Annotated in this window: 22 protein-coding genes; all 22 read right to left on the reverse strand. The window is 59.5% G+C overall.

Translation table 11 applies throughout. The features are described from left to right. Positions 1-178: 178 nt before the first annotated feature. Complete coding sequence (gdhA, locus tag K3175_RS02290; protein ID WP_247710620.1) at positions 179-1,531, reverse strand: NADP-specific glutamate dehydrogenase; 1,353 nt, start codon at positions 1,529-1,531, stop codon at positions 179-181. Positions 1,532-1,651: 120 nt separating this feature from the next. Then, the gene (locus K3175_RS02295; RefSeq protein WP_221541754.1) at positions 1,652-2,296 is read right to left on the reverse strand and encodes an adenylate kinase; all 645 of its coding nucleotides are present in this window, start codon (positions 2,294-2,296) and stop codon (positions 1,652-1,654) included. 32 nt (positions 2,297-2,328) lie between these two features. Then, positions 2,329-3,693 carry a preprotein translocase subunit SecY gene (secY, locus tag K3175_RS02300; RefSeq protein ID WP_221541755.1) on the reverse strand — a complete coding sequence of 455 codons (1,365 nt, stop codon included), beginning with the start codon at positions 3,691-3,693 and terminating at the stop codon, positions 2,329-2,331. Between the two features lie 102 nt (positions 3,694-3,795). Next, positions 3,796-4,320: a 50S ribosomal protein L15 gene (gene rplO, locus K3175_RS02305; RefSeq protein ID WP_221541756.1), complete on the reverse strand. Its 525-nt coding sequence runs from the start codon at positions 4,318-4,320 to the stop codon at positions 3,796-3,798. A 108-nt stretch (positions 4,321-4,428) separates the two neighbouring features. Beyond that, positions 4,429-4,617: a 50S ribosomal protein L30 gene (rpmD, locus tag K3175_RS02310; protein ID WP_221541757.1), complete on the reverse strand. Its 189-nt coding sequence runs from the start codon at positions 4,615-4,617 to the stop codon at positions 4,429-4,431. A 5-nt stretch (positions 4,618-4,622) separates the two neighbouring features. After that, entirely contained in the window at positions 4,623-5,402 is a 780-nt protein-coding gene (gene rpsE / locus K3175_RS02315; protein WP_404678912.1) for a 30S ribosomal protein S5, read from the reverse strand. Continuing rightward, positions 5,402-5,746, reverse strand: a complete 345-nt coding sequence (gene rplR, locus K3175_RS02320; RefSeq protein WP_221541758.1) for a 50S ribosomal protein L18 — start codon at positions 5,744-5,746, stop codon at positions 5,402-5,404. The genes rpsE and rplR overlap by 1 nt, the downstream gene beginning before the upstream one ends. Position 5,747: 1 nt before the next feature. Beyond that, entirely contained in the window at positions 5,748-6,281 is a 534-nt protein-coding gene (rplF, locus tag K3175_RS02325) for a 50S ribosomal protein L6 (RefSeq protein ID WP_221541759.1), read from the reverse strand. Continuing rightward, positions 6,281-6,676 (reverse strand): 30S ribosomal protein S8, encoded by a 396-nt coding sequence (gene rpsH / locus K3175_RS02330; protein ID WP_221541760.1) that lies wholly within the window; start codon positions 6,674-6,676, stop codon positions 6,281-6,283. Before rpsH ends, rplF begins: the two co-directional genes overlap by 1 nt. 11 nt (positions 6,677-6,687) lie before the next feature. Then, positions 6,688-6,993 (reverse strand): 30S ribosomal protein S14, encoded by a 306-nt coding sequence (gene rpsN / locus K3175_RS02335; RefSeq protein ID WP_040963574.1) that lies wholly within the window; start codon positions 6,991-6,993, stop codon positions 6,688-6,690. A gap of 41 nt (positions 6,994-7,034) precedes the next feature. Beyond that, the gene (gene rplE, locus K3175_RS02340) at positions 7,035-7,613 is read right to left on the reverse strand and encodes a 50S ribosomal protein L5 (protein ID WP_221541761.1); all 579 of its coding nucleotides are present in this window, start codon (positions 7,611-7,613) and stop codon (positions 7,035-7,037) included. After that, entirely contained in the window at positions 7,606-7,926 is a 321-nt protein-coding gene (gene rplX, locus K3175_RS02345) for a 50S ribosomal protein L24 (RefSeq protein ID WP_221424868.1), read from the reverse strand. Before rplX ends, rplE begins: the two co-directional genes overlap by 8 nt. Then, on the reverse strand, positions 7,926-8,294 hold the full coding sequence (gene rplN, locus K3175_RS02350) for a 50S ribosomal protein L14 (protein ID WP_006831888.1): 369 nt from the start codon (positions 8,292-8,294) through the stop codon (positions 7,926-7,928). Before rplN ends, rplX begins: the two co-directional genes overlap by 1 nt. A gap of 68 nt (positions 8,295-8,362) precedes the next feature. Then, a complete protein-coding gene (gene rpsQ, locus K3175_RS02355; RefSeq protein ID WP_221541762.1) occupies positions 8,363-8,653 on the reverse strand; it encodes a 30S ribosomal protein S17 in 291 nt (96 codons plus the stop codon). 10 nt (positions 8,654-8,663) lie between these two features. After that, the gene (gene rpmC, locus K3175_RS02360) at positions 8,664-8,873 is read right to left on the reverse strand and encodes a 50S ribosomal protein L29 (RefSeq protein WP_221541763.1); all 210 of its coding nucleotides are present in this window, start codon (positions 8,871-8,873) and stop codon (positions 8,664-8,666) included. Continuing rightward, positions 8,873-9,307, reverse strand: coding sequence for a 50S ribosomal protein L16 (gene rplP, locus K3175_RS02365; protein WP_090478793.1), 435 nt, complete (start codon positions 9,305-9,307; stop codon positions 8,873-8,875). The genes rpmC and rplP overlap by 1 nt, the downstream gene beginning before the upstream one ends. A 21-nt stretch (positions 9,308-9,328) precedes the next feature. Further along, complete coding sequence (gene rpsC, locus K3175_RS02370; RefSeq protein ID WP_221541764.1) at positions 9,329-10,024, reverse strand: 30S ribosomal protein S3; 696 nt, start codon at positions 10,022-10,024, stop codon at positions 9,329-9,331. A 1-nt stretch (position 10,025) separates the two neighbouring features. Then, on the reverse strand, positions 10,026-10,403 hold the full coding sequence (gene rplV, locus K3175_RS02375) for a 50S ribosomal protein L22 (RefSeq protein ID WP_006831883.1): 378 nt from the start codon (positions 10,401-10,403) through the stop codon (positions 10,026-10,028). After that, on the reverse strand, positions 10,403-10,678 hold the full coding sequence (rpsS, locus tag K3175_RS02380; RefSeq protein WP_160607323.1) for a 30S ribosomal protein S19: 276 nt from the start codon (positions 10,676-10,678) through the stop codon (positions 10,403-10,405). Before rpsS ends, rplV begins: the two co-directional genes overlap by 1 nt. Positions 10,679-10,684: 6 nt before the next feature. Then, a complete protein-coding gene (gene rplB, locus K3175_RS02385; protein WP_221541765.1) occupies positions 10,685-11,521 on the reverse strand; it encodes a 50S ribosomal protein L2 in 837 nt (278 codons plus the stop codon). After that, positions 11,521-11,841, reverse strand: coding sequence for a 50S ribosomal protein L23 (locus K3175_RS02390; RefSeq protein WP_221541766.1), 321 nt, complete (start codon positions 11,839-11,841; stop codon positions 11,521-11,523). The genes rplB and K3175_RS02390 overlap by 1 nt, the downstream gene beginning before the upstream one ends. Further along, the gene (gene rplD, locus K3175_RS02395; RefSeq protein ID WP_221541767.1) at positions 11,834-12,457 is read right to left on the reverse strand and encodes a 50S ribosomal protein L4; all 624 of its coding nucleotides are present in this window, start codon (positions 12,455-12,457) and stop codon (positions 11,834-11,836) included. The genes K3175_RS02390 and rplD overlap by 8 nt, the downstream gene beginning before the upstream one ends. Position 12,458 lies beyond the last annotated feature (1 nt).

Below are 12,458 nucleotides of genomic sequence, written 5' to 3' on the forward strand. Positions count from 1 at the left end.
GCTGCCGCCTTCCGGATTGACCGAAACTATCAAATGAACGGCGCGCATAATAGGATTCGGCGATGCCGTCAACCGTCTGCACGCGCTGGCACGACGGGGCGAATATGGGCGGACTGTTCGCGGTTTCAAGAAGTGCCCTGACATCCGGCCTTTACCATTTTCATATAGAGCCGGCCAATCAGACCACGCCGAAGGCAAGCATGGCATCTGCAACCTTTCGAAAGCCCGCGATGTTTGCACCCCGGACGTAGTCAATCGCGCCCTCGTCGTTTCTCCCATCCTCGACGCACTTGCGATGGATGTCCTGCATGAGTTCGGTCAACATTCCATCGAGCTTGTCCCTCTCCCAACTGACACGTCCGGAGTTCTGGCTCATTTCCAAGCCGGAAACGGCCACGCCTCCGGCATTGGCCGCCTTTGCCGGACCGAACAGGATACCAGCCTCGCGGAAGGCGTCCGATGCTTCGGTGGTACTGGGCATATTCGCGCCTTCAACTACCGCTTTCACCTGATTGCCAATGAGGTTTTTCGCAGCCTGTTTGTCCAGCTCGTTCTGGGTGGCGCAAGGAAGTGCGATGTCGCAGCCGACGCCCCACGGGGCCTTTCCTTCGTGATAGTCCGCACCGCTGAACTGCTCGCAATATTCGGAGATCCGACCGCGCCGCTCAAGTTTGAGCCCCTTGACCCATTCAAGCTTCTCTTCATCAAGGCCGTCAGGATCATGGATGAAGCCGTCACTGTCCGATAGCGTCAGGACTTTCGCACCCTCAGCGATAAGCTTTTCCGCCGCATGCAGTGCGACATTCCCAGAGCCCGAGATGACGGCACTCTTCCCATCAAGCTCTTCATCCGCCGCCTCCAGCATCTCCCGCAGGAAATAGACCACGCCATAGCCTGTGGCCTCCGTTCGCAGGTTCGACCCACCATATTCACTCGCCTTTCCGGTCAAGACTCCTTCCCAACGCCCGGTAAGTTTCTTGTATTGGCCGAACATATATCCGATTTCGCGGGCGCCGACGCCTATATCGCCCGCCGGCACGTCGGTGTCGGGACCGATGTGACGGTAGAGTTCGGACATGAAGGACTGGCAGAACCGCATCACTTCCCGATCCGATTTACCTTTCGGATTGAAGTTCGATCCTCCCTTGGCGCCGCCCATGGGCAAGCCGGTCAACGAATTCTTGAAGGTCTGTTCGAACGCGAGGAATTTTAAGACGCTTTCGGTCACGCTGCCGGAAAATCGCAAGCCGCCCTTGTAGGGGCCCACTGCATTGTTGTTCTGCACACGCCAACCGCGTTCGACACGCACATTGCGCTTGTCATCTTCCCAGCACACACGAAACGAGACAATCCGGTCAGGCTCGGCGATCCGGCGAAGTATCTCGGCCTCGTGATATCTCGAATTGTCCGCGACGAAGGGAATGATATCGCGGGCAACATCCTCGACGGCCTGGACGAATTCTTCCTGACCAGGATTGCGTTCGCGAACGCCTTCGATGAATTCACGCAGATCGGGTACGGTTTTGGGCAATGCGGCCTCCTTGTCTTCCGACAAGTACGCCCACAGCTTTCAATCGTTCACCGATCTCGAAAAGAACTTCGAACCAGACTTGGTGAGTAGCGCAGCGCGTAAATTTAAGCGCAAGCCAGCTTAGGCGAGGATGGAATCGATTGCGTGCGTAACTTCGTCAATTGCACCCATACCATCCACGCGCGATACGATGCCGCGCTTTTCGTAGCCAGGCAGGATCGGGGCGGTTTCGCTGCGGTATACCTGCATGCGATGGCGCACGGTTTCTTCCGTATCATCGGGGCGGCGCTTGAATTCGGTCGAGCCGCATTCATCGCACACACCGTCGACTTCGGGCCGCTTGAACACTTCGTGGTAGCCCGCCCCGCAATTGGCGCAGGAGTAGCGTCCGGTGATGCGTTCGACCAGAGCATCCTCGTCGACTTCCAGTTCGATCACGTGATCGAGATTCCGGCCATGCTTGGCCAGAATTTCGTCAAGCTGTTCGGCCTGCGCTGCGGTCCGCGGATAGCCATCAAAAATAGCGCCCACTTCCGGACCCATATCGGCAAGCTTGGCGTCGATCATGGCGGAGACGATGTCGTCTGAAACGAGCGACCCTGAATCCATGATATCGGAAACCTTGCGACCCAGTTCGGTATCCGCCTTGCGCGTTTCGCGGAGCATGTCGCCGGTCGACAGCTGCATCATGCCGTGATGCTCGACCAGGCGATGCGCCTGCGTGCCCTTGCCCGCACCCGGAGGGCCCAAAAGTATGATGTCCATCGAGAGAGGTCCCCTTCCCCGAGCACCCTGCCTTAACGCAGGCGGCCCTTCAACTTGGCCTTTTTGATGAGGTCGCCGTACTGGTGCGCCAGCAGATGCGACTGAATTTGGCTGATCGTATCAACGGTCACGTTCACCACGATGAGCAGGCTGGTACCGCCAAGGAACAGCGGAACGCCGGTCTGAGCGATCATGTACTCCGGCACCACGCAGACGAATGTCAGGTAGATGGCGCCGATGACCGTAATTCTCGTCAGCACATAGTCGAGATAATCTTCCGTGCGCTTACCCGGACGGATGCCTGGAATGAAGCCGCCGTTCTTCTTCAGATTGTCGGCAGTTTCTTCCGGGTTGAAGACGACCGCGGTGTAGAAGAAGCAGAAGAAGATGATGCCGATCGCATAGAGCGTCATGTAGAGCGGCTGACCGTGCTGGAGATATTGAAGCACTGTCTGAATGGTCCCGCCCACGCCGCTGTCGGTATCCAGCGAATTCCCGGCAAATTGCGTGATCGTCAGCGGCAGCAGAAGCAGCGAGCTGGCGAAGATGGGAGGAATAACGCCGGCGGTGTTGAGCTTGAGCGGCAGGTGCGACCGATCGGCCTGCATCATACCTCGCTGCGTGGCACGCTTCGGGTACTGGACGAGCAGGCGGCGCTGAGCGCGTTCGAAAAAGCTGATCAGAAGGATCAGGCCCACGACCATGACGATGAAGCCGAGGAGGATACCCGTCGAAATGGATCCCTCGCTATAGCCAGAAGTCATGTTGGTGATGAACGTCGGGAACTGGGCGACGATGCCGGCCATGATGATGAGCGACACGCCGTTGCCGATACCGCGGCTGGTGATCTGTTCACCGAGCCACAGCAGGAACATCGTTCCGCCGACAAGGCTGATCACGGCGCCAATACGGAACATGTAACCGGGATCGACGACTGCCGCGATACCGCTGGAGGCACCGAAGCTTTCGAGGCCCGCTGCCAGGAACCAGCCCTGGACCGTGCACAGAAGCACCGTACCGTAGCGCGTATACTGGTTGAGTTTCTGCCGCCCGGCAGCGCCTTCCTTCTTCAGCGCGGCAAGCGTGGGATGCAGTGCGGAAGCCATCTGCACAACAATCGAAGCGGTGATATAAGGCATAACGCCCAGAGCGATGAGGCTCATGCGTTCGAGGCTGCCACCGGTGAACATGTTGAACATGTCGATGATGCCGCCCTGCGTCTGGTCGGCCAGCTGGCTGAGTGCGCGGGCATTGATGCCCGGCAGCGGCACGAAGCTCAGGAATCGGAAAACAATAAGCGCACCGATGGTGAACCAGATACGGTTCTTCAGCTCGGTGGCTTTGGAGAAATTGGCGAGACTGATATTGCTCGCGAAATTATCGGCGCGTGATGCCATTGGTCGTCTTCGATCCTAGCTTGCCGCCGGCCCGTCCCGGCGTTGACCGGACAGATAGGGAGCGGAGCGACCTTTGTCGAACCCCGCTCCCTACATTTTCGGTTATTTAGACTTCTTGGCCTTGTTGGCTTCGGTCCGCTTCGCCTTCTTTTCGGCTTCGCTTTCGCCCTTGTCGATCACTTCGACCGAACCGCCAGCTTTCTCGACCGCTTCGATGGCACCCTTCGAGGCACCAGCGACGATGAACTTGGCCTTTGCCTTGAGTTCGCCCTTGCCGAGGAGACGGACGCCGTCCTTGCCGCCACGTGCAAGGCCAGCAGCCTTCAGTGCAGCGTGGTCGATGTCATTCTTGGCGTCGAGCTTCTTCTCGTCGATGAACTTCTGGACCATGCCCAGGTTCACTTCGGCATAATCCTTGCCAAACGGATTGTTGAAGCCGCGCTTCGGAAGACGCATGTGAAGCGGCATCTGGCCGCCTTCGAAGCCCTTGATGGCAACGCCCGAACGGCTCTTCTGGCCCTTCTGGCCACGGCCGCCGGTCTTACCCTTGCCCGAGCCGATACCACGGCCAACACGCATGCGCTCCTTGCGGGCGCCAGGATTATCGCGGAGATCTGTAAGTTTCATAGTCTGCACTCGCTTTCGCTTTTGTTCGCGCTGTAAAATGGAAGCGGCCCGCTATCGCAGCAGGCCGCTCCCGTCAAATTGTAATCGTATCCGACTTTGGCCGTGGCCTTAGTCTTCGACGATCGCCACCAGATGCGGAACCTTAGCGACGGCACCACGCACTTCGGGAGTGTCCTGGCGTTCGACGACCTTGTGCATCTTGTTCAGGCCCAGACCGATGAGGATCTTGCGCTGACTTTCAGGGCGGCGGATCGGCGAACCGATCTGCTTGATCTTGATGGTTTTAGCTTTGGCCATTGGAATTACTCCACGACTGCCGCAGCGTCGGCTTCAGCCTCAGCTTCGGAAGCGCCACCGCGGCCGAGCAGGTCGGCAACCTTCTTGCCACGACGCTGCGCAACCGACTTCGGCGAAGTCTGGTCCTGCAGCGCGTCGAAGGTAGCGCGGATCATGTTGTAGGGGTTCGAGGTGCCGACCGACTTGGTCACCACGTCGGCAACGCCGAGGCTCTCGAAAACGGCACGCATCGGACCGCCGGCGATGATGCCAGTACCTGCAGGCGCCGTACGAACGGTGACCTTGCCGGCGCCAAAGCGACCGTTACCATCGTGATGGAGGGTACGACCTTCCTTCAACGGCACACGGATCATCTTCTTGCGCGCAGCTGCGGTTGCCTTCTGGATCGCCTCAGGCACTTCGCGGGCCTTGCCCTTGCCGAAGCCGACACGGCCCGAGCCGTCACCCACGACAACCAGTGCAGCGAAACCGAAGCGCTTACCGCCCTTCACCGTCTTGCTGACGCGGTTGATGTGGACGAGCTTCTCGATGATGCCGTCGTCTTCTTCTTCGCGGCGGTTGTTACGACGATTGTCGCGACCACCGCGGCCACGGCCACCGTCACGGTTGCCACCGCGACCACCACGGCCACCACGCTCACGCGGCTGACCTTCGGCACCCTGTGCAGGGTCCTGGTTTGCAGCTGCTTCACTCGGAGTATCGGCGATCGCCGGTTCTTCCTTGGTTACAGCGTGCTGTGTTTCAGCCGTCACGGCTTCTTCGGTTTTGTTTTCGTCAGCCATCATCAGAACTCCAGCCCGCCTTCACGAGCGGCGTCGGCCAGCGCTTTCACGCGGCCATGGAACAGGAAGCCACCGCGGTCGAACACGACGGTCGTTACGCCAGCCTTCTTTGCAGCGGCAGCGATATCGGAGCCGACCTGCTTGGCCGCATCGACATTAGCGCCCGAAGCCTTGCCACCCAGCGTCGAGGCCGAGGCAACAGTCTTGCCCGCGGCATCGTCGATGATCTGCGCGTAAATGTGCTTGCCGGTGCGGTGCACCGACAGGCGAGGCTTGCCACCGGCGCGGCTCTTGAGAGCGGTGCGGACGCGGCGACGGCGACGTTCGAAAAGAGAAAGCTTTGCCATCTTACTTCTTCTTCCCTTCCTTGCGGAAGATATACTCGCCGCGGTACTTGATGCCCTTGCCCTTGTAAGGCTCGGGCTTGCGCCACCTGCGGACGTTTGCCGCAAACTGACCCACGGCCTGCTTGTCGGTGCCGCTGATTTCGACGGTCGTCTGGTCCGGGGTCTTCACCTCGATACCTTCGGGAACGTCGAGATCGACATCGTGCGAATAGCCGAGCTGAAGCTTGAGCTTCTTGCCCTGGGCCTGCGCACGGTAACCGACACCGTTGATTTCGAGAACCTTGGTAAAACCATCGGTCACACCTTCGACCAGGTTCGAAACGAGCGTACGCTGCATACCCCAGTGGTTGCGAGCGGCGCGCGTGTCGTTGGCCGGTGTGACGGAGATTTCGTCATTCTCGAGCTTGTATTCGACCAGGTCGGACAGGCCCATGGTCAGGGTACCCTTGGGACCCTTAACCGAAAGCTTGTCGCCGTCGATATTGGCAGTGACCCCGCTTGGGATCGCCACCGGACGTTTGCCGATGCGGCTCATCAGAACACCTCCGCCAGCACTTCGCCGCCGACGTTTTCAGTGCGCGCTTCCGCGTCGGAAAGCACACCCTTGGGCGTCGAGACGATGGTGATGCCGAGGCCGTTGCGTACTACGGGGAGTTCTTTCGAACCCGCATAGACGCGGCGGCCAGGCTTGGAGACACGGGCAACATGCTTGATCGCAGGTTCGCCTTCGAAATACTTCAGTTCGATCCGCAGCTGTGCATGCTTGCCCGAAGCATCATCGCTGTAGCCACGGATGTAGCCTTCGCGCTGAAGCACTTCGAGAACGTTTGCACGCAGCTTGCTGGCAGGCGAAAGGACGCTGTCCTTCTTCGCCTGCTGGCCGTTGCGGATACGGGTGAGCATATCACCCAAGGGATCGGTCATAGCCATCTGTCTCTACCTCACCAGCTCGACTTGGTCAGGCCTGGAATCAGGCCTTTGTTGCCGAGGTCGCGCAGTTCGATACGGTTGAGACCGAACTTGCGATAGTAGCCGCGGGGGCGGCCGGTGGTGGCGCAACGATTGCGCACGCGGGTGGGATTCGCATTACGCGGGAGTTCAGCCATCTTGAGACGAGCGATCAGTCGCTCACCTTCATCGAGGCTTTCGTCGTCAGCGATAGCTTTGAGCTTCGCAAACTTGTCCGCATACTGCTTGACGAGCTTCTTGCGACGCTCGTTCTTGTTGATCGAACTCAGTTTCGCCATTGGACTTAAGTTCCTTCCTTATCCTGCGATCCGGAAGCGGCTCACGCCGCCTCCTTCTCTTCCGACTTTTCAGACGGGAACGGGAAACCGAACAGCTTCAGGAGCTCGCGAGCTTCTTCGTCGGTCTTCGCCGTGGTGGTGATGATGATATCCATGCCCCGAACCTTCTCGATTTGATCGTAGGAGATTTCAGGGAAGATGATCTGCTCTTTGAGGCCCATTGCATAGTTGCCGCGGCCGTCGAACGACTTGGCGTTGAGGCCACGGAAGTCGCGGATGCGGGGCATTGCAATGGTGACGAGACGGTCGAGGAATTCGTACATACGGTCACGGCGCAGGTTTACCTTGCAACCGATCGGCATGCCGTCGCGCAGCTTGAACTGTGCGATCGACTTCTTCGCCTTGGTGATGACGGGCTTCTGACCCGCAATCTTGGCCATTTCTTCAGCAGCGGTCTGGACCTTCTTCTTGTCCTGGCTGGCTTCGCCCACACCCATGTTGAGCGTGATCTTTTCCAGCTTGGGGACTTCGAGACGGTTCTTGTAACCGAACTTTTCGGTCATCGCCTTAACGATCTCGTCGTCGTAGCGCTGCTTCATACGGGGGGTGTAATCAGCCATCGATGGTCTCCCCACTCTTCACGGCAACGCGCACCTTCTTGCCGTCCTTTTCTTCGAAACGGACGCGGGTGGGCTTGCCATCCTTTGGATCGGCCACAGCAACCTTGCTGATGGGCATCGGCGCTTCGAAGCGATCGATACCACCCTGCGGGTTCTGCTGGGTCGGCTTGCGGTGACGCGCGGCGATGTTCACGCCCTCGACGACAATCTTGCCGTCCTTGGGGCTGACTTTCGACACGGTACCGGTCTTGCCCTTGTCCTTGCCGGACAGGACTACGACGGTGTCACCCTTCTTGATCTTTGCAGAAGCCATTACAGCACCTCCGGAGCAAGGCTGATGATCTTCATGAAGCCACGGCCGCGAAGTTCGCGGACCACGGGGCCGAAGATACGGGTGCCGATGGGTTCTTCGTTCTTGTTGACGAGAACGGCGGCGTTGCTGTCGAAGCGGATCACGCTGCCATCGGGGCGGCGGACGTCCTTCTTCGTACGCACGATGACAGCGCGATGGACATCGCCCTTCTTCACCTTCGTGCGTGGCTGGGCTTCCTTCACGGAAACCACGATCACGTCACCGACGGACGCGGTGCGGCGCTTGGAGCCGCCCAGTACCTTGATGCACTGGACGCGCTTTGCGCCGCTGTTGTCCGCGACGTCGAGATTGGATTGCATCTGGATCATTGATCCGGTTCCTTCTCTTGGCTTGCCGGGACGGCCCTGTCTCCAGGCGCCCGGCAGTTCCTAATACGTCAGTTGCCTGCGGCTTCGACTTCGAGGTCAGCCTCGACAGCCTGGGTTCCGCCTGCCGTCACTCGGTCCTTGACCATCCAGGTCTTGGTTTTCGAGATCGGCTTGGTCTCTTCGATGCGCACGACGTCGCCGAGCACATACTCGTTCTTCTCGTCATGAGCGTGGTACTTCTTCGAGCGGCGGATGATCTTCCCGTAGAGGGGATGCTTCACCTTGCGCTCGACAAGCACGGTTACGGTCTTGTCGGTCTTGTCGGAGGTGACGGTGCCGATAAGGATTCGCTTGGGCATTGTCTACTCCTTACGCCTTGGCTGCCGCTGCACGGGCGCGTTCGCCCTGCAGCGTCTTGATCTTGGCGATCGTGCGACGGACTTCGCGGATGCGCGCCGGAGCTTCGAGCTGGTTGGTCGCAGCCTGGAAGCGCAGGTTGAATGCCTCGCGCTTCAGGCTGGTCATTTCCCAATCCAGCTGGTCGTCGCTCTTCTGGCGCAGATCTTCGATCTTGCTCATTATTCGCCTCCGAGGTGCGAGCTGTCGCCGAGACGGGCAACAACCTTGGTCTTGACCGGCAGCTTCATGGCTGCGCGGCTGAACGCTTCGGCAGCCAGTGGGCCGGCAACACCGTCGAGTTCGAACAGGATGCGGCCCGGCTTCACACGAGCAGCCCAGTATTCGACCGAACCCTTGCCCTTACCCTGACGGACTTCAGCAGGCTTCTTGGAAACCGGCACGTCGGGGAAGACACGGATCCAGAGACGACCCTGGCGCTTGATGTGACGCGTGATCGCGCGGCGAGCCGCCTCGATCTGGCGTGCGGTGATACGCTCGGGCTCAAGAGCCTTCAGCCCGTAAGAGCCAAAGTTGAGCGTGGTGCCGCCCTTGGCGTTGCCATGGATCTTACCCTTGAACGCCTTGCGGTACTTGGTTTTCTTCGGTTGCAGCATGGTTCTTTCCTATACCTGCAATCAGCGAGCCGGACGGACGCCGGACGTCTGCGATTCCATCATGAGACGGTCCTGCGCGGTCGGATCATGGCCGAGGATCTCGCCCTTGAAGACCCACACCTTGATGCCGATGATGCCGTAAGCGGTCAGTGCTTCGGCTTCGGCATAGTCGATGTTGGCACGCAGCGTGTGCAGCGGCACACGGCCTTCACGATACTGTTCCACGCGGGCGATTTCAGCGCCGCCGAGACGGCCGCCACACATGATCTTGATGCCTTCTGCACCAAGGCGCATGGCCGACTGCATCGCGCGCTTCATCGCACGGCGGAAAGCCACACGGCGGATCAGCTGATCGGCGATTCCCTGGGCAACGAGCTTCGCATCGACTTCCGGCTTGCGGATTTCGACGATGTTAAGCTTCACTTCGCTTTCGGTCATCTTCGACAGCTTGGTGCGCAGCTTTTCGATGTCCGCACCCTTCTTGCCGATGATGACACCGGGACGCGCAGCATAGATCGAAATGCGGCAAAGCTTCGCCGGACGCTCAATTACGACCTTCGAGATAGCGGCCTGGGCAGCGTTCTCAAGGATGTACTTACGGATCTCGATGTCCTCGGCCAGCAGCTTGGCATAGTCACGCCCTTCGGCGTACCACCGGCTGTCCCAGGTGCGGTTGATCTGCAGGCGCAGACCGATCGGATTGCTCTTATGGCCCATCTTACGCCTCTTCCTGCTCGCGGACGACGATCCGAAGGCGGCTGAACGGCTTCAGGATGCGCGTCGACTTACCGCGACCACGGGTGTGGAAGCGCTTCATCGTGATCGACTTGCCCACCGAAGCCTCAGCAACGACCAGCGAGTCGACATCGAGGTTGTGGTTGTTTTCCGCGTTGGCAATCGCCGAGGCGAGAACCTTCGTGGCATCCTTGGCCATCGACTTCTTCGAGAACGCCAGGATGTTGAGGGCCTCTTCGGCCTTCTTGCCGCGGATGAGCTCGGCAACGAGGTTCAGTTTCTGCGCGGAACCACGGATGGTGGTGCCTACGGCAAGAGCCTCGTTGTCGGCAACGCGACGGGGTGCTTTTTGCTTGCTCATCAGCGCTTACCCTTCTTGTCGGCAGCGTGACCGGGGAATGTGCGCGTGGGCGCGAATTCGCCGAGCTTGTGGCCCACCATCTCTTCCGAGACGGAGACCGGGATGAACTTGTGGCCGTTGTACACGTTGAACGTGAGACCGACGAACTGGGGCAGGATGGTGCTGCGACGCGACCAGGTCTTGATCGGCTTCGCGTTGCTTGCGTCCTGCGCCTCTTCTGCCTTCTTCAGAAGGCTGAGTTCGACGAACGGACCTTTCCAGACGGAACGAGCCATGTCGGATTACCTCTTCTTCTTGGCGTGGCGCGAACGGATAATCATCTTGTCCGTCTGCTTGTTCTTGCGGGTACGGGCACCCTTGGTCGGCTTGCCCCACGGGGTAACCGGATGACGGCCACCGCTGGTGCGGCCTTCACCACCACCGTGCGGGTGGTCGACCGGGTTCTTTGCAACACCGCGAGTAAGCGGCTTGATGCCCATCCAACGACGACGACCGGCCTTGCCAAGGTTCTGGTTCTGATTGTCGGGGTTCGAAACAGCGCCAACGGTGCCCATGCAGTCGGCGCGCAGATAACGCTGCTCGCCGCTGTTGAGGCGCACGATGACCATGCCGCGGTCACGACCGACCAGCTGAACATAGGCACCTGCCGAACGTGCGATCTGACCGCCCTTGCCGGGCTTCATCTCGACATTGTGGCAGATCGTACCGACCGGCATCTGACCGAGCAACATGGCGTTGCCAGGCTTGGTGTCGGTCTTCTCGCCTGCGATCACCTTGTCGCCGACAGCGAGACGCTGCGGAGCGATGATGTAGGCCATTTCGCCGTCTTCGTACTTCACGAGTGCGATGAAGGCTGTGCGGTTGGGATCGTATTCGATCCGTTCCACGGTGCCTTCGACGTCCCACTTGCGACGCTTGAAGTCGATGAAGCGGTACTTCTGCTTGTGACCGCCGCCGATGCCACGCGAAGTGACATGACCTTTGTTGTTGCGACCACCGGTCTTGCGCTTGCCTTCAGTCAGCGACTTGACGGGCTTGCCTTTGTACAGGCCCGACTTGTCGACGAGAATGAGGCCGCGGCGCGCCGGGCTCGTCGGTTTGTAATTCTTGAGTGCCATCAGCCTACACCTTCCGTGATGTCGATCATGGCACCTTCAGCGAGGGTGACGATCGCCTTCTTCACGTCGTTGCGCTTGTAGGGCTTGCCCTTCCAGCGCTTGGTCTTGCCCTTCACGTTGATCGTGTTGACCGAAAGGACTTTCGCCTTCTGGTCAGCATAGATCGCTTCGACCGCCTCCTTGATCTGCGGCTTCGTAGCGTCGCCGGCAACCTTGAATACGACCGCATTGTTTTCGGAAGCCATGGTCGACTTCTCGGTGATGTGCGGAGCGAGGATCACGTCGTAGTGACGTGCTGCGATTTCCTGCTTCTTAGCCATTGAAACGGCCCTCCAGCTTTTCGACAGCGTCCTTCGTAAGGACGAGCGTGTCGTGCTTCAGGATGTCGTAGACATTGGCGCCCATCGCGGGGAGGACGTTCACGCCCGGCAGATTGCCGGCAGCCTTCTTGAAGCCGTCGTTCACGCTTTCGCCGTCGATGATCAGGACCTTGCCCGCCCAGCCATTCTTGTCGAAGTGACCCTTGAGCGCCTTGGTCTTGGCATCCTTCAGCTCAAGGCTGTCGACGACGATGAGGCCGTCTTTCGCCTTGCTGGAGAGAGCCATCTTGAGACCGAGAGCGCGGATCTTCTTGTTCAGCGACTGCTCGAAGTCACGCTTGCGCGCACCATGAGCCTTACCACCGCCGATGAAGATCGGGGCGCCACGGTCACCGTGACGTGCGCCGCCCGAACCCTTCTGGCGGCCGAACTTCTTGCCCGTGCGAGCAACGTCCGAACGTTCACGCGTGGGACGTGCAGTGGCGCGACGGTTCTCGAGCTGCCAGGTGACAACGCGGTGAAGGATGTCGGCGCGCGGCTCGACGCCGAACACATCATCGTTCAGCTCGATATCGCCCGACGCCTTGCCGTCGATTTTCTGGACCTTGACCTTCACG

The sequence above is a fragment of the Qipengyuania aestuarii genome (assembly GCF_019711535.1).
GTDB classification, from domain to species: Bacteria; Pseudomonadota; Alphaproteobacteria; order Sphingomonadales; family Sphingomonadaceae; genus Qipengyuania; species Qipengyuania aestuarii.

Excerpts from the sequence above, each read along its gene's own strand:
- K3175_RS02295 (WP_221541754.1), bottom strand. The coding sequence starts at position 2,296 with ATGGACATCATACTTTTGGGCCCTCCGGGTGCGGGCAAGGGCACGCAG.
- secY (WP_221541755.1), bottom strand. The coding sequence starts at position 3,693 with ATGGCATCACGCGCCGATAATTTCGCGAGCAATATCAGTCTCGCCAAT.
- rplO (WP_221541756.1), bottom strand. The coding sequence starts at position 4,320 with ATGAAACTTACAGATCTCCGCGATAATCCTGGCGCCCGCAAGGAGCGC.
- rpmD (WP_221541757.1), bottom strand. The coding sequence starts at position 4,617 with ATGGCCAAAGCTAAAACCATCAAGATCAAGCAGATCGGTTCGCCGATC.
- rpsE (WP_404678912.1), bottom strand. The coding sequence starts at position 5,402 with ATGATGGCTGACGAAAACAAAACCGAAGAAGCCGTGACGGCTGAAACA.
- rplR (WP_221541758.1), bottom strand. The coding sequence starts at position 5,746 with ATGGCAAAGCTTTCTCTTTTCGAACGTCGCCGTCGCCGCGTCCGCACC.
- rplF (WP_221541759.1), bottom strand. The coding sequence starts at position 6,281 with ATGAGCCGCATCGGCAAACGTCCGGTGGCGATCCCAAGCGGGGTCACT.
- rpsH (WP_221541760.1), bottom strand. The coding sequence starts at position 6,676 with ATGGCTATGACCGATCCCTTGGGTGATATGCTCACCCGTATCCGCAAC.
- rpsN (WP_040963574.1), bottom strand. The coding sequence starts at position 6,993 with ATGGCGAAACTGAGTTCGATCAACAAGAACGAGCGTCGCAAGAAGCTC.
- rplE (WP_221541761.1), bottom strand. The coding sequence starts at position 7,613 with ATGGCTGATTACACCCCCCGTATGAAGCAGCGCTACGACGACGAGATC.
- rplX (WP_221424868.1), bottom strand. The coding sequence starts at position 7,926 with ATGGCTTCTGCAAAGATCAAGAAGGGTGACACCGTCGTAGTCCTGTCC.
- rplN (WP_006831888.1), bottom strand. The coding sequence starts at position 8,294 with ATGATCCAGATGCAATCCAATCTCGACGTCGCGGACAACAGCGGCGCA.
- rpsQ (WP_221541762.1), bottom strand. The coding sequence starts at position 8,653 with ATGCCCAAGCGAATCCTTATCGGCACCGTCACCTCCGACAAGACCGAC.
- rpmC (WP_221541763.1), bottom strand. The coding sequence starts at position 8,873 with ATGAGCAAGATCGAAGATCTGCGCCAGAAGAGCGACGACCAGCTGGAT.
- rplP (WP_090478793.1), bottom strand. The coding sequence starts at position 9,307 with ATGCTGCAACCGAAGAAAACCAAGTACCGCAAGGCGTTCAAGGGTAAG.
- rpsC (WP_221541764.1), bottom strand. The coding sequence starts at position 10,024 with ATGGGCCATAAGAGCAATCCGATCGGTCTGCGCCTGCAGATCAACCGC.
- rplV (WP_006831883.1), bottom strand. The coding sequence starts at position 10,403 with ATGAGCAAGCAAAAAGCACCCCGTCGCGTTGCCGACAACGAGGCTCTT.
- rpsS (WP_160607323.1), bottom strand. The coding sequence starts at position 10,678 with ATGGCTCGTTCCGTCTGGAAAGGTCCGTTCGTCGAACTCAGCCTTCTG.
- rplB (WP_221541765.1), bottom strand. The coding sequence starts at position 11,521 with ATGGCACTCAAGAATTACAAACCGACGAGCCCGGCGCGCCGCGGCCTC.
- K3175_RS02390 (WP_221541766.1), bottom strand. The coding sequence starts at position 11,841 with ATGGCTAAGAAGCAGGAAATCGCAGCACGTCACTACGACGTGATCCTC.